Genomic DNA, 19,941 nt, shown 5'->3' with positions numbered 1-19,941 from the left:
CTCACCACACTTCTCATAAGATATAATAAAATAAAAGTAGAATAATTGTACACCAAATCGTCACAAGATGCAATAGAGGCCGCACATTCTTGCGCGACCTCTCCTTTAGATTCTTCTAAATTAATATTCACTTTTTTTAGATTCACAGTAAGCACAGCGATATATTCTGTTCTCTCTGTCTGTCAACTTAAACACCTGCTCTAAATCCTGCTCTACCGATGTGATACATCTTGGATTTTTACAACGAACAATATTCACAATTCTTTCTGGCAATTCAAGATGCTTCTTTTCTACGATCTTTCCATCTCTGATATAACATACCGTAATATCTGGATCAATATACCCTAAAACATCCAAATTCAAATCCATATTATCTGCAATCTTAATAATATCTTTCTTTCCCATCTTGCTGCTAGAAGCATTCTTAATAATCGCTACACTGCAGTCTAAATCATCTAACCCAAGATATTTGTAAATCTGCATACTCTTTCCTGCTTTAATATGATCAAGAACAATTCCACTCTGAATACTATCTATCTTCATCTGCGCTTACCCCCAATAACGTCATAATCAATGCCATTCTAACATACTTTCCGTACAATGCCTGTTTAAAATAACATGCACGTGGGTCATCATCTACTTTCGTAGAGATTTCATTCACACGTGGCAGCGGATGCATGATACAAAGATCTTTCTTCGCATCTACTAACTTACGCTCATCTAAAATAAAGCTGTCTTTCAAACGAATGTAATCTGCCTCGTTAAAGAATCTTTCCTTTTGCACTCTGGTCATATAAAGAATATCTAATTCCGGCATAACCTCTTCCATTGTTCTTACGTTTTTATATTTGATGTTTTTCTTTTCAAAAACATCTTTGATAATATAATCCGGCAGACATAATTCTTCCGGTGAAATCATAATAAAATTGATATTCTCATAGCGAGACATCGCTTTAATTAATGAATGTACCGTACGACCGAACTTTAAGTCTCCACACATTCCAATCGTCAGATTATTAAGCCGTCCTTTTTCTCTTCTTATAGTCATAAGATCTGTTAATGTCTGTGTTGGATGGTTATGCCCTCCATCACCAGCATTAATGATTGGCACTGTAACCTTTCTTGTTGCTGCATATGGCGCACCTTCTTTTGGATGACGCATCGCAATAATATCTGCATAACCGGATACAACTCTTACTGTATCAGAAACACTCTCTCCTTTTGTTGCAGAAGAAGAATTGGCAGAAGAAAAACCAAGTACATTACCGCCAAGCTCCATCATGGCAGCTTCAAAACTAAGTCGAGTTCTTGTACTTGGTTCAAAAAATAAAGTCGCTAACTTCTTATGCTTACAAACTTCCTGATACTTCTCCTTATGAAGAATAATATCATCAGCTAAATCTAATAAATGTTCAATCTCTTTTACAGATAAATCCATCGGATCTATTAAATGTCTCATAATGACCTCCTTCGTTATGACCAGCTCCCTTGCCAGTTAATTTTTTTAACTATATCCTTTAATTCTCTTCCTGTCAAGGGAACTCTTTTGCATTTTTCTTTTCCGTCCCATTCACAACGGAATTACACTTCGCTTTCGGCTATTACTCCCATACTTTTAAATTCGTTTTGCAAAACCTTTTTCTACAAGAAACTCCGGATGATAAGACAACTTTGCCTTTCTAAGTCCCGGCTCTCCTACATCATCTTCCCTGTTTACATACTTTAATCCACCAGATTCATGAATCAAAAACTGCTGGTTAATCACCGCATAGGCTCCTGGCACTTCTGAAAATGCTTTTTCAATATGGACAACTAATGTATCCTCATTAATCTGTTCTCCTAACGCAAATGCTACAACTTCACCATTTGCACGAAGCAGACCACCCTTCAAGCCAAGAAATTCCCTTTTTCGTAATGCATTTTCTGACACGCAGGCTTCCGCATGTTTTTCTATATTACCCGGCTCACAGTTTTTTTCTTTCCACTTATATAACATGGCAAGGCAATCATCTATATTCTCTTCTGTTATTTTTTCATAAACCCAGTCATACGTCTTGGTAAATTTATTCACATGATTCTTTTTGCCATGGAACTTCTTTCCCTTTAAGCCAATTAATTTTTCACATTCATAAATATAATCTGCACTGTCCCTGTCAAATTCTATCTCAAACTTTCCGGGCATATGTTCTTCAAGCCACGCTTCATTTTCTCTATATACACAGTGCAGTTTCAAAACTTCTTCATTTGCTTTGCAGTGTTCCTCCAATGCAAGCAGTGCCTTTCCAGGATCTGCATCCCCTATCGGAAAACTATAACTGCTTCCTTCTTCAGTTGTTCGAAAAATCAACATATCTTCACACACTGTATATTCCAGTAAATAAAAGTCTTTCCAAAGATATACGGCTGCAAAAGACATATCACAGCTACGTGAATTTGCCTTCTTCATATATCGATCGATAACTGCTTTATCGCTCGCCTTTACAGGCTGAAACTCCATAATCTACCTCTTTTCCAAAAAATTATCTCTATTATTTATTCACAGCACAAAACCATGGTATCCTTTCGTAATGTTCATTGTAACACTCTAAAACTAATTTACAAAAAACAGCACATTGCTTATTTTGTTCATGTTTTTTTGTATACCATATGCTAAGGATTCCATGGTTTTATATTTGCATCTTATTATATATAACGCATTTTTCTGTAAATTACAACATTTTTTCTAACGTCGCACGAATTGCCTTGATAAAGTCTTCGCTATTTACAGTCGTAACATTATCTAAAGTTGTGATCAGCGCAAGGTCTTTTGTCATTGTACCACCTTCAATCGTATCGATCGTTGCTTTTTCAAGCTTATCTGCAAATGATACTAACTCATCAATTCCGTCTAACTTACCACGCTTTCTAATAGCTCCTGACCATGCAAAAATAGTTGCTACAGAGTTTGTAGAAGTTTCTTCACCCTTTAAATGTTTATAATAATGTCTCTGTACTGTACCATGTGCTGCTTCGTACTCTGTTGTTCCATCCGGTGCAACAAGTACAGAAGTCATCATAGCAAGAGAACCAAATGCAGTTGCAACCATATCACTCATAACGTCTCCGTCATAGTTTTTACATGCCCAGATATATCCACCTTCGGAACGAATAACTCTGGCAACCGCATCATCAATTAAAGTATAGAAATACTCAATACCGGCTTCCTCAAACTTCTCTTTATAATCTGCATCATAAATATCCTGGAAAATATCTTTAAATGTATGATCATACTTTTTAGAAATCGTATCCTTTGTCGCAAACCATAAATCCTGATGTGTCTCTAATGCATAATTAAAACAAGATCTTGCAAAACTATCAATTGAACCATTCAGATTGTGCATTCCCTGCACAATGCCCGGACCATCAAACTCATGGATCAATTCTCTTGTCTCTGTTCCATCCTCTGCCGTATAAACAATTTCTGCCTTTCCCTTTCCAGGAATCTTCATTTCAGAAGCTTTATATACATCTCCATAAGCATGTCTTGCAATTGTGATTGGCTTCTTCCATGTCTTCACCGTTGGCTCAATTCCTTTTACAACAATCGGTGCACGAAATACTGTACCATCTAAAATTGCACGAATCGTTCCATTCGGACTCTTATACATCTCTTTTAAATTATACTCTTTTACGCGGGCTGCATTCGGAGTAATCGTAGCACACTTAACTGCTACACCATACTTCTTTGCTGCTAATGCGGAATCTACAGTAACCTGATCTCCTGTCTCATCTCTGTACTCAAGACCAAGATCATAATATTCTGTCTTTAAATCAATAAAAGGAAGAAGAAGTTCATCTTTAATCATCTTCCATAAAATTCGGGTCATCTCGTCTCCATCCATCTCAACTAATGGAGTAGTCATCTTAATCTTATCCATCGTATGTCTCCCTTCTATTTCACTTAACGTATTCCTATTCTGCTTATTTAAAAATAGGAAATTATTCTTCAAAACCTGCTATCCGTTATTATATAGTAAAGCGCATATAAAATGCAAGTTTTTTCCGACAATAATTCATATTTATAACTCTTTACTGTCTAAAACTATCGTAAACGGACCGTCATTCAAAAGTTCCACTTTCATATTTGCTCCAAAAACACCATGCTCCACTTTCGAAACCTTTTCCTTGCATACCCGTATAAACTCTTCATACATCTCTTCCGCTTTCTGCGGATTCCCCGCCTTTACAAAGCTTGGTCGTCTTCCCTTTTTACAATCTGCAAGCAAGGTAAACTGAGAAACTACTAAAAGTCCCCCTCCCACATCCTGAAGGGAAAGGTTTGTCTTTCCTGCATCATCCTTAAAAATACGTAGCTCTGTTACCTTCTTTACAATCTTATCAAGATCGGTCTGCTCATCTTCCTCAGCCACACCAAGAAAAACCAATAATCCCTTATCAATCTGTCCTGCAACTTCTCCTTCCACACGAACTGTCGCATGAGAAACTACCTGTAATACTGCTTTCATAACTTTCATCCATCCTTTATCAAATTCACTCCAACTATAACACATTTTACTATTTAATTCATTAGAGAAAACAAACGAAAAAAGAAATAATACTATATCCCATCTGCTCTGTAGTCGCTGTGTTTAAGATGCTTATCCGCATCTTAAACACGCTCCGAAGCCGCATCTGGGATACGGTATTATTTCTTTTTTCTGTGTTTTGGCTCCAGAAGGAATGAGTGCAATAGTCTTTGGGAGGGATAAGGGGAAGAGGTCAGAAAGGTTCCTGCTTACTCGGAAGATGTGCGCCCTGCCGGAGGCTATATCAGTAGAGGAGTCAATCCCCATCTGATATGAATATTAAAGAAATCGCCTTTATATTTATCGTATACAATGGTAGCTGGCGATATCATCTTATCATCATGACAGCATAGCGGAGACAGTATCAGAATAAGCCACAATCTTCCGACTTCTCCCCCTTCTTTTCCCCAAAAAGACTATTGCATTCATTCCTTCTGGAGCTGAAACACAGAAAATAAAAAGAATAGACCATAACAAATGTAATGTGAGAACAAGTAAAAATGCCGAACAGGCATTTTCTACGCAGTGATATCTTTACATTTGTTATGGTCTATTCTTTTTATTTTCGTCTGTTTCTTCTAAATGAATTAAATAGTTACTTAATGAATATATTTTGGTAAAGATTTAAAGTGAGTTCATTATGCTTTCTATTACTGAAATAGAACCTATAAACCAGAAATTAAATCCTGCGCTTGCGCTCTCGCTTTCTTTAGATGATACCAAACGAATGGAAAGTCCCTGGCTTCGGTCTGGTTTTTCCCCCGATATAAATACATGGAAGCTGATTCTTTTTTATAATGGTTCTCTTGAAGAAATACAGAAAGAAATTCCTTTTTCTTTTATTCCTTTACTCGGTAATTTTGCCATTCTTTTTATTCAAGAGAAGTATCTTCCTGCTTTTTTAGCTTATCCTCAGGTTCTTTATGTTGAACTTTCCCGTCCGATTTATGAAAATGCTCTTACCGGTATCGCTTCTTCTTGTTTACCTGATTACAATATTATTACCGGAAGAAATGTTAATGAAACGACTCTTACCGGCAAAGGGACTGTTATTGCTATTCTTGATTCTGGGGTGGATTATACACACCCTGATTTTAGAAATACTGACGGAAGCACACGTATTTTGGCTTACTGGGATCAAAGTCTGCCTTTTATTCACAATCATTTTTCTATAAATAATCCTTATAATCTAGGAATTATTTTTTCAGAAGAAGATTTAAATCAACTGCTTACAGGCGCAAATAATTTTTCATTTTTTGATTCTTCCACCCCGACTGCACTTGGGTCTGCTTCTGAGTCACTTTCTCCTTCAGAAGATAGTTCCGGTCATGGTACTCACATTGCTGGTATCTGTGCCGGAAATGGCAGAGTCAGTAATGGAAAGAATCAGGGAGTTGCTCCTGAAAGTTCTCTGATTGTTGTAAAATTAAAAAACGATGCTTCTTCTGTTTATAGCGACTACGCTAATCTTATGATGGCTGTTGATTTTGCTGTTCGCTTTACGAATTCCCTTTTTCTGCCGTTAAGTATCAATATCAGTTATGGTTCAAATGATGGTTCTCATACCGGGAACAGTCTTTTAGAACTTTTTATGGAACAGGTTTCTTTTTATGGCAAAAACATCATTTCTGTTGCTACAGGAAACGAAGGGCGCACAAGAAGACACGCTTCTTTAAATATTGGGTCTTCTTTAACCAAAAGCTCCTATAAGAAATCCCTCTCTTTTACTATAGCTCCCGGTGAGCGCAGTCTTTATCTGGAAATATGGCAGGTCTTTGCAGATGATTTTTCTTATGAACTTCTCGCTCCTTCTGGCTCACAAAGTTTTACCTTTCCTGCTACGCCCGGTATCTACACTTATATGATTGCGGATACAACCATTTATCTTACTATTAACAACCCCACACCCTATCAGCCATTTCGACAATATTTTCTTTCTTTTAGTCCAAATACTTCCTTTATTCCTTCTGGTACTTGGACATTACGGATCACATCCATTCCAACAGGAAAAATTGTTGATGGGCGGCTGCAATTCTGGTTGCCCTCAAAAGATGCTACGAATTCCGCTACAGGCTTTACAACACCTTCTTCTGACATGACTTTCACGATTCCTTCTACGGCATCTTCCGTAATCAGTGTCAGCGGCTACGACAGCAGCCTTGATATATTTGCCTCCTTTTCTGGCCAGGGTTTTTCTAATACTATGTATACAAAACCTGATCTTTGTGCCCCTGCAGTAAATATATTAAGCACCGCTCCCGGAGGGGGATATACTATACAAACCGGAACATCTATGGCATCGCCTTTTGTTGCCGGAGCCGCTGCACTTTTAATGCAATATGGCATTGTACAAGGCAATGACCCTTTTCTTTATGGTGAAAAACTAAAGGCATACCTTTGGAAAAGCGCAAGAGCTTTACCCGCCTTTTCTGAATATCCTAATGAAAAAATCGGCTGGGGAGCTTTATGTGTAAAAAATACTTTTTAACCTTAATGTCATTTTTTATATTTTTTACAATTATAAAATTATAATAATTATAGTAAAAAATAACCCCAACCGCTAATTTCAACGATTGCGGCTGAGGTTATTTTTGCACATCGAAAACTTTAAGAAGGATATTTTGTATTATTTTTGTATTATTATTGATTGTTGCTTTTCATCAATCGTAAAATCATTCTTTAATATGAAATGATACAAGTAAATCATCCTGATGTACACTGTCCCCTGACTCAACATAAATCTTGTCTACTGTTCCGTTTACCGTAGATACTACCGTTGTTTCCATCTTCATCGCCTCAATTGTCATAAGCGGCATATTCTTTGTTACTACATCGCCTTCTTTAACAAGAACCTTATCAACGGTTCCTGGAATAGAGGAACCAAGATGCTGTGGATTATTTTTATCTGCTTTCAAGCGGCGGTCTGTCTTAATTTCAAGATTATGATCCTGAATCTTCACAGTACGAATAGAACCATTTACCTGAAAACTTAATGTTCGGATTCCATTTTCGTCCGGGTCGCTCTGTTCAAGATATTTGATCAGAAGCTCTTTTCCTTCACCAATCTTTAAGTATGTTTCTTCTCCTTTTCTCAAGCCATAGAAATACACATGACTTTCTAATCTTGTCACATCATTATACATTTCAAAATGTTCGCAGTAGTCTTCATACACTTTTGGATATAATGCATAACTGATTGCTTTTTGCGCCATAACTTCTTCTGATTTATCCTCATAATGGTATTTTTCAATGAGGTGCTTTTTGATACCTTCCAAATCTTCTGGCGGTAACAATTTACCTGGACGTTCTGTAAGCGATTCAATATCTTTTAACACAATTTTCTGTAATTCTTTCGGAAATCCACCATAAGGCTGTCCCATCATTCCCTGAAAATAAGAAACAACGGAATCCGGATAAGACAAACTAGCTCCGGCAGTTAAAATATTATCCTTATTCAGATTATTTTTATACATGAAAATTGCAAGATCACCTACCGCCTTTGAAGTAGGAGTTACTTTTACAATATTACCAAGTAAATCATTCGCTTCTTTATAAAGCCCTTTGATCGCCTCAAATTCTTCCGGAGATCCCATTTCGGTAACCTGCGCAAGAAGATTAGAATATTGTCCACCTGGGATCTCATATTTATAAATCTCCGTATTCGGAGACTTCATATCACTTTCAAATGGTGCATACACACTTCTAATTCGATTATAATATCTGCTCAGTTCTGACAACTCTTCAAAATCAAGCCCTGTATCTCTCTTTGTTCCACGAAGCGCTTCTACAACCGCATTCATGGATGGCTGACTTGTCATCGATGACATAGATTCAATCGCTAAGTCAACGATGTCCACTCCTGCCTCCGCTGCCATGAGCACTGTACTCACACCGTTACCTGTAGAATCATGTGTATGTAAATGTAATGGTACATGAAGTTCTTTTTTCAATGTGCCTACAAGTTCTTTAGCCGCTCTAGGTTTTAAAAGTGCCGCCATATCTTTAATAGCAATGGAATGACATCCGAGTTTTTCTAATTCAAGAGCCATTTTTACATAATAATCAAGTGTATATTTTGTCTCATTTGGATTGCTGACATCTCCTGTATAACAAATAGTTCCCTCAACAATTTTACCTGTTTTCAGCGCTTCTTCTATTGGCATCTTCATATTTTCTACCCAGTTTAAACTGTCAAAAATACGGAAAACATCAATACCATGATCCGCTGAGATACGGATAAATTCTTTTACAACATTATCTGGATAGTTGCTGTATCCCACTGCATTGGATGCACGAAGAAGCATCTGAATCAATGTATTTGGCATTCTTTCTCTTAATAACTCAAGACGTTTCCAAGGGGATTCTTTCAAAAAGCGATATGCCGTATCATAGGTGGCACCACCCCACGCTTCCACAGAAAATGCATTCTTCATAAACGCGTTTGTCGCATAAGCCGCACCACACAGATCCTTACTTCTCATACGAGTTGCCATCAGTGACTGCTGCGCATCTCGCATTGTAGTATCTGTCACATAAAGCTTATCTTCTTTTAAAATCTTCTGCATAAATCCCTGTGCACCCAATTTTAAAAATTCATCCCTCGCTCCATAAACTGGTTTGCTTTTGTCAAGCTTCGGAAGAACTCTGTTCTCATAAAATGTTTTTTCTCCATTATTTGAATTTACGATGCGATCCCCAATAAATTCAATAATCTTATTCGCACGATTCTGACTCTTAGTAAGTTCAAAAAGTTCCGGTGTTTCCTCAATAAACGTTGTATAACACTGTCCACTTTGAAATGTTGGATGATTTAACACATTCACAAGAAATGGAATATTCGTTTTTACTCCACGAATACGCATTTCCTGTAACGCTCTGATAGACTTTCTTACCGCTCCAAGAAAAGTTCTGTCATGAGAGATTGCTTTTACAAGAAGGCTGTCATAATATGGAGAAATCACTGCTCCTGTATATGCATTGCCTCCATCAAGACGGATGCCATTACCAGAACCCGAACGATATACTGTAATTTCTCCTGTATCCGGAAGGAAATTATTGGCTGGATCTTCTGTCGTCACACGAGTCTGTATAGAATATCCTGTACATACTACGTTTTCCTGAGACGGAATCGCAATCTCTTCTGAATCTAAAGGATAACCTTCCGCAATAAGAATCTGTGTCTGTACGATATCGATATCCGTAACCATCTCACTTACTGTATGCTCTACCTGAATTCGAGGATTCATCTCAATAAAATATGGATGATTATCTGCATCTACTAAAAATTCCAACGTACCGGCATTACGATAGCCTACTGTTTTCGCCAATCGTATAGATGCATCAAAGATTTCCTGACGTACTGTTTCTGGTATGGAAAATGCCGGTGCATACTCTACTACCTTTTGATGTCTTCTCTGAACAGAACAATCTCTGTCATAAAGATGTACTACATTCCCATAATTGTCTCCGATAATCTGCACCTCGATATGCTTTGGGCCTCTTAAATACTTTTCAATGAAGATCATATCGTCACCGAAAGCCTTCTTCGATTCATTCTTCGCTTCGTTAAATTCTTTCTCTAAATCCTCTTCCTGATTTACAATTCGCATACCGCGTCCGCCACCGCCATTGCTCGCTTTAAGCATAACTGGATAACCAACCTGCGCTGCAATTTTTTTCGCTTCATCTACTTCCTTAATTGCATAATCCACACCTGGAATAATTGGAACATTCGCTTCAATAGCAATCTTTTTAGAAGAAATCTTATCTCCCATCGCATTCATAATATTGCTGCCCGGTCCAATAAATACGATTCCATTCCTCTCACATGCATCTGCAAAGTCCGGATTTTCTGAAAGAAAGCCATATCCCGGATGAATCGCATCTACTCCTGTAGAAAGTGCGATCTTAATAATCGTATCAATATCAAGATATGCATCAATCGGTCCCTTCTGAGGATTTAACGGATAGGACTCATCCGCCTTAGAACGAAACATTGCATAACGGTCTTCTTTCGAATAAATACTAACCGTTGTAATCCCAAGCTCACTTAACGCTCTGAAAATACGAATTGCAATCTCCCCACGATTCGCAACAAGGACTTTTCTAAACTTCTTTACACTTACCTTTTTTGACATAACCCTAACCCTCCTATTTGCATGCGAGTTCTCACTTACAGTTCTTTTCTACACCATATTGTTTCGCTTACCAGTTGTATTTTGATTTCAAACGTAATTATTTATCTTTTTTTTGAAATCAAAACTTTTGCGTTAGAGTATATTATATACTTTCATTTCTGTCAATAGCACAACAAAAAAGTCCGCTCACTTCACAAAAAAATCCTGATTTGTAGATTTAATGTAGACGAAAAAAGAAAAAAATAATATATCCCATCTGCTCTGTAGTCGCTGTATTTAATATGCCTGTCCGCATCTTAAATACGCTCCCAAGCCACATCTGGGATATATTTTTTTTCTTTTTTCTGACTATTCTAAATCTACAGTTGAGCAACGTGGAATGTACCAGAAGGATATGACTTTCCGGGAAATTAATTTCTAAAAGACTGACATTTAAATTGTTCTATGTTGCTGAATCACATTAAGGTTTCTAAAGAAAAGAGAATTTTTATTTGCATAGCGTAGATAATATTTCCCTTACATCATTACTCAATTTTCCATACAGTACCTTTTTTCTATACTTCGGAATAAATATTATATCGCATACTCCACGTTTCCACTTACTCTATTCTCCCCAGCATAGTTGAGGGATTAGGCTTTTCATTCAAATGGAAAACTCCAGAAGAAATGCGTCAATCCTTTAGGCTTTAATTTCCTGAGAATCCATAACCTTCTGGAAAATCCCCTTTCTCATCAACTGTGGATTTATAGTAGTCAGAAAAAAGAAAAAATACCATATCCCAGATGCGGGTGAGCATCTTAAACACAGCGACTACAGAGCAGCTGGGATATGGTATTTTTTCTTTTTTCGTCTACATTAAATCTACAAATCAGGATTATTTAGCTGCAATCACATCTTGCATGTCATATAAACCTGCTGGTTTATCTGCCAGATATACTGCTGCTTCCACCGCTCCTTTTCCAAATACAGCTCTGGAATATGCGGTATGTTTAAATTCAATTACTTCATCCGTTCCTGCAAAGATAATCTCATGTTCACCTACGATGGTTCCTCCACGAACTGCAGAAATTCCAATCTCATCTGCTGGACGTGGCATTCTTCTATCACTTCTGTCAAATACATAATTATACTTGCCATCCGCTGCTTCATTGATAGAATCAGCAAAAGCTAATGCTGTTCCTGAAGGTGCATCTAACTTTCTTCGATGATGTTTCTCTACGATATCAATATCAAAGCCTGCTTCTCTAAGAATCTTTGTTGCAGTCTTTACCATCTCTAACAATGTGTTTACACCAAGTGACATATTGGCGGAACGAAGAACCGCTGTCTGTTTGCTGGCTTCTTCAAGATGTGCGAGCTGTTCTTCCGAAAGACCTGTTGTACATTCTACTAAAGGAATCTTCTTTGCTGCTGCGTAATCAAGGACACCATCTACGGCTACTGCTGCAGAAAAATCAATGATAACATCTACATCTACATCACACGCATCTAAGGATGTAAATACAGGAAAATCCTTCTGGTCACCTGAACATGGGTCAATTCCCGCTGCCACAGTGACATTTTCCATATCTTTTATCAAATTACAGATAACATGACCCATATAGCCATTACATCCGTACATCATTACTTTAACCATCTTATGTTCATTCCTCCGAATATGTCCTTATTTTAAAATTCCAGTGTCGATCATAGCCTTTTTCAGACGTTCTGTGTGGGCAGGCTCTAACTGTGTTAAAGGAAGTCTCACGTTACCGCCATAGAATCCCATTAATTCTAATGCTTTCTTTACAGGGATCGGATTCACTTCACAGAAGAGGGAATGAATCAGTTCAAGATATTTAATCTGTAATTCACGACTCTTTTCTACATTACCTGCAAAATATTCTGCACAGATGTTATGTGTATCTTCCGGTGCTACGTTAGAAAGAACAGAGATAACACCCTTTCCACCGATAGAAAGCATCGGAACGATCATATCATCATTACCGGAATACATATCAATATCACCCTGCGTATCATACATGATCTGTGCAGCCATAGCGATATCTCCTGTTGCTTCCTTTACACCAACAATATTATCTACCTCTTTTACCAGCTTTGCAATTGTAGAGGACTCTAACTTACAGCCAGTTCTGCTTGGTACATTATAAAGAATAATTGGCAAATCTGTATGTTTTGCAATATCTGTATAATGAGCGATCAGACCATTCTGCGTTGCTTTATTATAATAAGGTGTTACCACAAGAGCTGCATCTGCTCCTGCGTTCTGTGCCTGCTTTGTAAGGTAGGAAGCCGTATCTGTACAATTAGAACCTGTTCCTGCAATTACAGGAATTCTCTTGTTTACACGATTTACGCAGTAGCGAATCGCTGCAATATGTTCCTCATGACTTAAAGTAGATGCCTCTCCTGAGGTTCCGCATACGATAATCGCATCGGTCTTATTCTCTACCTGAAAATCTATAAACTTTCCAAAACTTTCATAATCAATATTGTAATTTTCATCAAATGGAGTTGCAATCGCAACACCTGCTCCTGTAAAAACAGCCATCCTTATCCTTCCTTTCTTCATCTAAATCTAAGAATATATCAGGAAATACCCTGTGCTAATATCTCCGGGGTTTTTTCCTTTTCTCTTTGGATTGAATAGACACAGTCTGCAATCTCTCTTACTTCTTCAGGGAGATTTCTTCCCGTAAGTATCAGATCCATGGAATCTTTTTTAACTGCAATCAAATCCATCAATTCTTCAATGGTAATGATATTATAATCAACTAATCCAAAAATCTCATCAAGAATCAGCAGATCACACTGTCCTGTATCAAGAACCTTTCTGCTATATCCAAGAGCATTCTTAATGTTGAGCATCTGCTCCTGCTTTTCCTTCGGGCTCAAATCAGAATACCCGCATGCCGCCTTTTCAAAGCGGAAAATCTGCAATTCCGGCTCTAACTTTTTTAAGAAATCCAGCGTATCGGAATGTTTTTTCTTGAGAAACTGCACCATAATAACTTGCTTTCCTACACCGGCTGCACGAATGCCAAGTCCTAAAGCTGCTGTAGTTTTTCCTCTTCCATTGCCATAATAAACCTGTATACTTCCGTCCATTTTCTGACCTTTCATCCTGATTATATTTATTGATGTTTGCAACATCATACCATAAATCATTACAAAAATCTACTATTTTCCAAACATTCTTACTTCTTCATCTCTTCCAAACACCTGGAAACCATCAAATCCCTGTTCTTCTAATTTATTAAGGAACTTACCAAGTTTCTTTGGTTTAATATATAAAGCAGTTTTATAAGTTTTACGGAGATTTTCTGCATAACGAATAGCATCAGCAATCTGATCTTCTTCATAAATCAAGACAACTTTTTTCTGTTTTTCTGTTTTATATGCTTCCTTTTCCATCAGGATACTGTAAATTCTTTCAAAACCAATAGAAAATCCAACCGCCGGAATCTGTTCTTTTAAGAACTTTCCAATCAGATTATCATATCTTCCACCACCAGCAATAGAGCTGTTAAAATCTAAAGATTCTACTTCAAATACTGTTCCCGTATAATATCCCTGTCCTCTAACTAATGTCATATCATACTCTGCTGTATATTTTCCATCTGCAAGAGCATTAGATGTATCGATAATATGTGCTAAAGAAGCTACATATTCATTATCCTTACAGATTTCTTTTACATAATCAAGTGTAAATGGTGCATTAGCAAGGAGTTTCATAAATTCTGCAATAACATCTTTGTCAAAACCTTTTTCAATTAATTCCGCTTCAACACCTTCTGCCTTGATTTTATTTAATTTATCAAAAGAAATGCAGACACTGTCTAATTGTTCTTCCTCAAAACCTACAGATAAAAGAATTTCTCTTAAAATTCTTCTGTCATTGATCTTTACTTTAAAATTATTAATACCAATATTAAGAAGCGCTTTTGCTGTTGTGTGAATCAATTCAATCTCGCATGTAGCAGAATCAGAACCAAGGATATCAATATCACACTGAATAAATTCTCTTAAACGGCCTTTCTGTGGACGCTCTGCACGATACACCCGGTCCATCTGAATTACTTTAAATGGATGTGGCAATGATGCACGATTATTAGCATAATAACGGCTCAGAGGTAATGTAAGGTCATAACGAAGTCCCATATCCGCAATATTGTCTGGATTCTGACTTGCGATTGCCTTCTTTAACTTTTCTCCTCTCTTCATTATTTTGAAAATTAAATTCAGGTTATCTCCTCCCTCACTCTTATCAAGATTCTCAATATCCTCAATAATTGGAGTAGAAATTCTCTGGAATCCGGCCTGTTCGTATGTTTCACAAATCTTCTTTTGTAAATAATTTCTCAATTCTGCCTGTGCTGGCAAATAATCATTCGTACCTTTTACTGGTGTTATCTTCATTTTTGTTTTCCTTTCTGTCTTTTATTCTTACTTATTTTTTATATTATGATGTTAGGGTCAAAAGGTATTTTGCCCCTAACTTGATGTCACGAATTACTCCGCAGCTAATGCAACTCCCGTAATTCTGAAACATTCAAAATCCGCTGATTTACTACGTAAATCGCTACTTTCTCATGTTCCGCGGGTCCCAAAGTCAAACACCTTATCGTACAAGCACGAACGGCGTTTTGACCTTTTGACCCTGACATCATATTATTATATGATAAATCAAAGGACCGCTCAAATTGAACAGTCCCTTATAATTTAACCTATATTTCCCGAATCTGCAACCTTCCTTTCAAGGTTTATTCCATCATCTATATATTCCATCTTGTTTACAGAGATTTCATAAGCCACTCTACTGACTACATTATTTTCTCCAACTCTCTTTTGATACTCCCTGCTCTGAATGCGACCCCATAACTGAATCCTGCTTCCTACAGAAAGATTACCGGCATACCTTGCATTCCTTCCCCAGCATATACATGGTATATAATCTGACTTACCATAAGCTCTGTTTACTGCTAATAATACATCGGCAATTTCTCTGCCAAGAGGTGTTGTTCTATACACCGGTTCTTTACAGATATACCCATCAAGGAAAATCATATTAGGCTTTCGATTTTCCATACTGTCTATAAATTCAAGTTCTCTTACAAACAACGATAATACAAGATGGTTTTTATTATTTTCATGTTTATTATACGAACGGAACTGTCCATGCGCCTCCAAATACTGCCCTATATGAGAATGTGTCACATCAATTAATCTTTCTGATACCAATAATGGAATCGTATCACTTGAATGACTTAGTCTGTTTACTCTCAACTTAACAAAATAGAATCCCTCACCAAAAACTTCATGGCTGAATTCAAAATCAGAGATAATTTCTCCGGCAACAACTGCCTGGTTATTTTTTAAAATTTTTTCTGTCATGTTTACTCCTCCCTGTATGTAGCGCAGATTCTGTATATGTTGTTTAGTTTATATATATACAAAAATTATAAAAATATTCCTTTTTCTTTCTATATGATATCCTATGCATGATGTCCTATACGTTCTCAAAATACTCTCAAGGTAATTTTTTCGGAGTCTTTTTCTCCACTTTATATAACGACAAATCTTTCTGCAATAGATTGATATAGTTATATAGTAAAATTATTCTTTCTAGTTTATTTTCCTATTTATTTCGTATTTTTTATTGTGTCTTTACTCTGTTTGTGCTAGAATAACTTAGTTTGAACGTTAAAATACGGTTATAAGTTGGTTCATTCCTCAAGTGATGAGCAATTTATACTTTACACTTTTAGAAAGAAGGCAATTTATGAAAATCTCAAGAGAAGATGTCCGTAACGTAGCTATTATCGCTCACGTTGACCATGGAAAAACCACTCTCGTCGATGAACTATTAAAACAAAGTGGTACTTTTCGTGCCAATCAGGAAGTTGGCGAACGTGTTATGGATTCTAACGATATTGAAAAAGAACGTGGAATCACTATTTTATCTAAAAATACAGCCATTCACTATGAAGGAGTAAAAATCAATATCATTGATACTCCCGGACACGCTGACTTCGGTGGAGAAGTAGAACGTGTACTGAAAATGGTTGATGGTGTAATTCTTGTTGTAGATGCATTCGAAGGTCCTATGCCACAGACTAAGTTTGTAACAAAAAAGGCTCTTGAATTAAATCTTCCATTTATCGTGTGTATTAATAAGATTGACCGTCCGGAGGCGCGTCCGGAAGATGTCATGGATGAAGTACTAGAACTTCTTTTAGAACTAGACGCCGATGATGAGCAGTTAGACAGTCCTTTTGTTTATGCTTCTGCAAAATCTGGTATTGCGATGCTTGAATTAAGTGAAAATGGTACAGATATGAAACCATTATTCGAAACTATCATCAAACACATTCCTGCACCAACGGGTGACCCTGATGCAGATACACAGATTCTTATCAGCACAATTGACTATAATGAATATGTTGGACGAATTGGTATTGGTAAAGTTGAGAATGGCTCTATCCGCGTAAATCAGGATGCACTTCTTGTGAACCACCATGATCCATCCGTAAATAAAAAGGTAAAAATCAGCAAATTATATGAATTCGATGGTCTTAATAAAGTAGAAGTAAATGATGCTACTGTCGGTTCCATCGTTGCTATCTCTGGTATTGCAGACATCCATATCGGTGATACCATATGTTCTCCGGACCATCCGGAAGCAATACCATTCCAGAAAATCTCTGAACCTACGATTGCTATGCAGTTCCTTGTTAATGACAGTCCTCTTGCAGGACAGGAAGGTAAATTTGTAACTTCCCGTCATATTCGTGATAGACTGTTACGCGAACTGAATACAGATGTCAGCCTTCGTGTAGAAGAAATGGACAACACAGATTCTTTCAAAGTATCTGGTCGTGGTGAGCTTCACCTTTCTGTTCTTATTGAAAACATGCGTCGTGAAGGTTATGAATTTGCAGTAAGTAAAGCAGAAGTTCTTTATCATACCGATGAAAATGGTAAAAAATTAGAACCTATGGAAACCGCTGTTATCGATGTTCCAGAAGAATTTTCCGGTGTAGTCATTGAAAAGTTAAGCCAGCGTAAAGGTGAACTTCGTAATATGTCCATGTCCGGAAGCGGTTCAACCCGCCTGGAGTTCTCCATTCCTGCCAGAGGCTTGATTGGATACCGCGGTGACTTTATGACTGACACGAAAGGAACCGGTATCATCAATACTTTATTTGAAGGATACGGTCCATATAAAGGAGATATCCAGTATAGAAAACAAGGTTCCTTAATTGCTTATGAATCTGGTGAAACCGTTACTTATGGTCTTTTCAGTGCACAGGAACGTGGTACATTATTCGTAGGTGCCGGTGAAAAAGTATATTCCGGCATGGTTATCGGTCAGAATGGAAAAACAGACGATATCGAAGTGAACGTTTGTAAAACAAAGAAACTTACGAACACCCGTGCTTCAGGTTCTGATGATGCATTAAAATTAAGCCCTCCTAGAATTTTAAGCTTAGAGCAGGCTTTAGATTTTATTGATACAGACGAATTACTTGAAATCACACCTAAGAATATTCGTATCAGAAAGAAAATTCTTGATCCAACTGCACGTTATCGTGCTAAGAGAAACGGAAAAGCATAATTATATTATTTTGAAGAACCGGAAGATACATACCATATCTTCCGGTTTTCTATATTCAGATTACAAGTCAGGCTGCAATTAAAATATAATCACTTCTCCCCCAACCGTACCAAAATAGACTTCATCCCCTTCTCTCACTGCCACACGACCACTAGTTGCTTCCGTTATCTTTTTCTTCAATCCTTCTTTATCCTCTTCCGAAAAAAGAGCATGAATAATAACCTTGTCTGTATACTCTGTATCCTCCGTAAGCACTTCATTTTGCGCCAGCAAATATTGAAGCTTCCCAAGGTCTGTATACTCCATAACAAGATCTACTCTTCTTCCTGGAATCTTCTCTACGATGTCTGAATTCTCTATCCCTGCTCTTGTCGCATCGGTATACGCTCTTACAAGCCCCCCTGTTCCCAGCAAAGTTCCACCAAAATATCTTGTTACAACAACAACAATATTATGTATTCCACTGCCGGATATCACCTCAAGAATCGGCTTTCCTGCCGTTCCACCTGGTTCTCCGTCATCACTGCATCTTGTTATCACACGCTCTGTTCCCACTGAAAATGCAGAACAATTATGTCTAGCATCCCAGTACTTCTTTCTCATCTCCTCTATATAAGCCTGTGCCTCCTCCACAGTCTCTACGCTCTTAACATTCGCAATAAATCTTGACTTTTTCTCTATAATCTCTCCGCTTCCACCACGGTAAACCGCCTTATGTTTGATCATAAGACACCTCCTCTTCTATAAATATAATCTATAATATAAGCCATACTATACTTGATTATATCATAGAAGAATATTTCATTGGTACTTTTTCTTCTATACGGTTGTATTTATCTCAGTCGAGAAGACTCCCACCTCTTTCCGGTGGTGAGTGACAGCAAATTTGCCTCAGTGGGAGTCCAATCTCCGACTGAGATAAACGCTCCGCGAGGATGCGCAGTGATTCTGTAAAGAATATGTCAGCTTACGCTGACCAGAATCACGCGCCAAGTCTCGCGGCTGCTCGACTTGAATATAAAAATCACACACAAGCACTATGCAGATTCTTTGTTATCAAGACAAAAGGCTGATTTCCAATCATCGACAATATTCTCCAGACATACCGGCATAACATCCCCTTTAACAATCTTTTCAAAAAACAACATGGATTCCTTTAAAGATTCTGAAAAGCCTGTTACTTCTGCCGAATCGTATCTCTCCCATACTCCCTTTTCTTCCGACCAGATAAACTGTTCCACTGTCACTCCATAATATGTTCCCTCTCCTTCATCTTTCGGAAACCCATTCGCTATAAGCTCATATTTTAACAAATACTTCTTAAAACCTCCTTCAACTTGCCTCTCACTTTTCATGATTATTCTCATAGTTATATTTCCTTTCTTTCAGAATCCTTATGTGGTTCTGTGTTTTATGTCACTATTATACCAAAACAAGAAAATTTTGGAATGTAATTATTTGTAAGTGGCGAGTAATTTTTATATTTTATTTTTTTTAATAGTATGATAAATTCATTTTTTTATTTTATAATTCAACAATTAATTATCTGTACTAATTAATAAAAATCTGTTATTCTATAAGATTTTCTTTTTTTGTAATCTTCAACCAATAATTTTATTT

15 protein-coding genes and 1 pseudogene are annotated in these 19,941 nt (G+C 37.2%); 2 read left to right on the top strand and 14 right to left on the bottom strand.

All coding sequences use genetic code 11. The annotated features are described in order from the left end of the window. Positions 1-120: 120 nt before the first annotated feature. The 5 genes from FYJ25_RS03110 to dtd form a co-directional block, all read right to left on the bottom strand. A complete protein-coding gene (locus FYJ25_RS03110) occupies positions 121-543 on the bottom strand; it encodes an aspartate carbamoyltransferase regulatory subunit (protein ID WP_021906797.1) in 423 nt (140 codons plus the stop codon). Further along, positions 530-1,459: an aspartate carbamoyltransferase gene (gene pyrB / locus FYJ25_RS03105; RefSeq protein WP_021906798.1), complete on the bottom strand. Its 930-nt coding sequence runs from the start codon at positions 1,457-1,459 to the stop codon at positions 530-532. Before pyrB ends, FYJ25_RS03110 begins: the two co-directional genes overlap by 14 nt. 156 nt (positions 1,460-1,615) lie before the next feature. Then, a complete protein-coding gene (locus FYJ25_RS03100) occupies positions 1,616-2,497 on the bottom strand; it encodes a DUF2156 domain-containing protein (protein WP_021906799.1) in 882 nt (293 codons plus the stop codon). Between the two features lie 211 nt (positions 2,498-2,708). Then, complete coding sequence (locus FYJ25_RS03095; protein WP_154580523.1) at positions 2,709-3,917, bottom strand: NADP-dependent isocitrate dehydrogenase; 1,209 nt, start codon at positions 3,915-3,917, stop codon at positions 2,709-2,711. Between the two features lie 141 nt (positions 3,918-4,058). Continuing rightward, positions 4,059-4,505 carry a D-aminoacyl-tRNA deacylase gene (gene dtd / locus FYJ25_RS03090; protein WP_096240842.1) on the bottom strand — a complete coding sequence of 149 codons (447 nt, stop codon included), beginning with the start codon at positions 4,503-4,505 and terminating at the stop codon, positions 4,059-4,061. A gap of 700 nt (positions 4,506-5,205) precedes the next feature. On the opposite strand from dtd, the gene FYJ25_RS03085 reads away from it, so the two are divergent. Next, positions 5,206-7,053, top strand: coding sequence for a S8 family peptidase (locus tag FYJ25_RS03085; protein WP_096240843.1), 1,848 nt, complete (start codon positions 5,206-5,208; stop codon positions 7,051-7,053). Between the two features lie 184 nt (positions 7,054-7,237). Here FYJ25_RS03085 and FYJ25_RS03080 read toward each other — a convergent pair whose 3' ends face one another. The 7 genes and pseudogenes from FYJ25_RS03080 to FYJ25_RS03055 all read right to left on the bottom strand — a co-directional run bounded on the left by FYJ25_RS03080 (position 7,238) and on the right by FYJ25_RS03055 (position 16,097). Beyond that, complete coding sequence (locus FYJ25_RS03080) at positions 7,238-10,702, bottom strand: pyruvate carboxylase (protein ID WP_154580522.1); 3,465 nt, start codon at positions 10,700-10,702, stop codon at positions 7,238-7,240. 490 nt (positions 10,703-11,192) lie between these two features. Beyond that, a pseudogene (locus FYJ25_RS15210) lies at positions 11,193-11,279 on the bottom strand (IS200/IS605 family transposase); the annotation flags it as partial. Between the two features lie 298 nt (positions 11,280-11,577). After that, positions 11,578-12,339: a 4-hydroxy-tetrahydrodipicolinate reductase gene (dapB, locus tag FYJ25_RS03075; protein WP_154580521.1), complete on the bottom strand. Its 762-nt coding sequence runs from the start codon at positions 12,337-12,339 to the stop codon at positions 11,578-11,580. Positions 12,340-12,366: 27 nt separating this feature from the next. Continuing rightward, complete coding sequence (gene dapA, locus FYJ25_RS03070) at positions 12,367-13,254, bottom strand: 4-hydroxy-tetrahydrodipicolinate synthase (RefSeq protein ID WP_021907801.1); 888 nt, start codon at positions 13,252-13,254, stop codon at positions 12,367-12,369. Positions 13,255-13,292: 38 nt separating this feature from the next. Then, positions 13,293-13,811 carry a cob(I)yrinic acid a,c-diamide adenosyltransferase gene (locus FYJ25_RS03065; protein ID WP_242970721.1) on the bottom strand — a complete coding sequence of 173 codons (519 nt, stop codon included), beginning with the start codon at positions 13,809-13,811 and terminating at the stop codon, positions 13,293-13,295. A gap of 72 nt (positions 13,812-13,883) precedes the next feature. Continuing rightward, positions 13,884-15,122 (bottom strand): histidine--tRNA ligase, encoded by a 1,239-nt coding sequence (gene hisS / locus FYJ25_RS03060; protein WP_147608874.1) that lies wholly within the window; start codon positions 15,120-15,122, stop codon positions 13,884-13,886. A 303-nt stretch (positions 15,123-15,425) separates the two neighbouring features. Further along, positions 15,426-16,097: a single-stranded DNA-binding protein gene (locus tag FYJ25_RS03055; RefSeq protein WP_021907798.1), complete on the bottom strand. Its 672-nt coding sequence runs from the start codon at positions 16,095-16,097 to the stop codon at positions 15,426-15,428. A 388-nt stretch (positions 16,098-16,485) separates the two neighbouring features. Between FYJ25_RS03055 and typA the strand changes: the two genes are divergently transcribed. Then, positions 16,486-18,321, top strand: a complete 1,836-nt coding sequence (typA, locus tag FYJ25_RS03050) for a translational GTPase TypA (protein ID WP_021907797.1) — start codon at positions 16,486-16,488, stop codon at positions 18,319-18,321. A gap of 78 nt (positions 18,322-18,399) precedes the next feature. Here the strand turns inward: typA and FYJ25_RS03045 are convergent, their stop codons facing one another. Both FYJ25_RS03045 and FYJ25_RS03040 read right to left on the bottom strand, forming a co-directional pair. Beyond that, positions 18,400-19,047, bottom strand: a complete 648-nt coding sequence (locus tag FYJ25_RS03045; protein ID WP_154580520.1) for a YigZ family protein — start codon at positions 19,045-19,047, stop codon at positions 18,400-18,402. Positions 19,048-19,358: 311 nt separating this feature from the next. Continuing rightward, positions 19,359-19,688, bottom strand: coding sequence for a DUF6514 family protein (locus tag FYJ25_RS03040; protein ID WP_154580519.1), 330 nt, complete (start codon positions 19,686-19,688; stop codon positions 19,359-19,361). Between the last annotated feature and the right edge of the window lie 253 nt (positions 19,689-19,941).

Source organism: Anaerobutyricum soehngenii, from assembly GCF_009697165.1.
GTDB lineage: Bacteria > Bacillota > Clostridia > Lachnospirales > Lachnospiraceae > Anaerobutyricum > Anaerobutyricum soehngenii.
This window is presented reverse-complemented; position numbering and strand designations above follow the sequence as displayed.

Excerpts from the sequence above, each read along its gene's own strand:
- FYJ25_RS03045 (WP_154580520.1), bottom strand. The coding sequence starts at position 19,047 with ATGATCAAACATAAGGCGGTTTACCGTGGTGGAAGCGGAGAGATTATA.
- pyrB (WP_021906798.1), bottom strand. The coding sequence starts at position 1,459 with ATGAGACATTTAATAGATCCGATGGATTTATCTGTAAAAGAGATTGAA.
- FYJ25_RS03040 (WP_154580519.1), bottom strand. The coding sequence starts at position 19,688 with ATGAGAATAATCATGAAAAGTGAGAGGCAAGTTGAAGGAGGTTTTAAG.
- dtd (WP_096240842.1), bottom strand. The coding sequence starts at position 4,505 with ATGAAAGCAGTATTACAGGTAGTTTCTCATGCGACAGTTCGTGTGGAA.
- FYJ25_RS03065 (WP_242970721.1), bottom strand. The coding sequence starts at position 13,811 with ATGGACGGAAGTATACAGGTTTATTATGGCAATGGAAGAGGAAAAACT.
- hisS (WP_147608874.1), bottom strand. The coding sequence starts at position 15,122 with ATGAAGATAACACCAGTAAAAGGTACGAATGATTATTTGCCAGCACAG.
- FYJ25_RS03110 (WP_021906797.1), bottom strand. The coding sequence starts at position 543 with ATGAAGATAGATAGTATTCAGAGTGGAATTGTTCTTGATCATATTAAA.
- FYJ25_RS03100 (WP_021906799.1), bottom strand. The coding sequence starts at position 2,497 with ATGGAGTTTCAGCCTGTAAAGGCGAGCGATAAAGCAGTTATCGATCGA.
- FYJ25_RS03055 (WP_021907798.1), bottom strand. The coding sequence starts at position 16,097 with ATGACAGAAAAAATTTTAAAAAATAACCAGGCAGTTGTTGCCGGAGAA.
- typA (WP_021907797.1), top strand. The coding sequence starts at position 16,486 with ATGAAAATCTCAAGAGAAGATGTCCGTAACGTAGCTATTATCGCTCAC.
- dapB (WP_154580521.1), bottom strand. The coding sequence starts at position 12,339 with ATGGTTAAAGTAATGATGTACGGATGTAATGGCTATATGGGTCATGTT.
- dapA (WP_021907801.1), bottom strand. The coding sequence starts at position 13,254 with ATGGCTGTTTTTACAGGAGCAGGTGTTGCGATTGCAACTCCATTTGAT.
- FYJ25_RS03095 (WP_154580523.1), bottom strand. The coding sequence starts at position 3,917 with ATGGATAAGATTAAGATGACTACTCCATTAGTTGAGATGGATGGAGAC.
- FYJ25_RS03085 (WP_096240843.1), top strand. The coding sequence starts at position 5,206 with ATGCTTTCTATTACTGAAATAGAACCTATAAACCAGAAATTAAATCCT.
- FYJ25_RS03080 (WP_154580522.1), bottom strand. The coding sequence starts at position 10,702 with ATGTCAAAAAAGGTAAGTGTAAAGAAGTTTAGAAAAGTCCTTGTTGCG.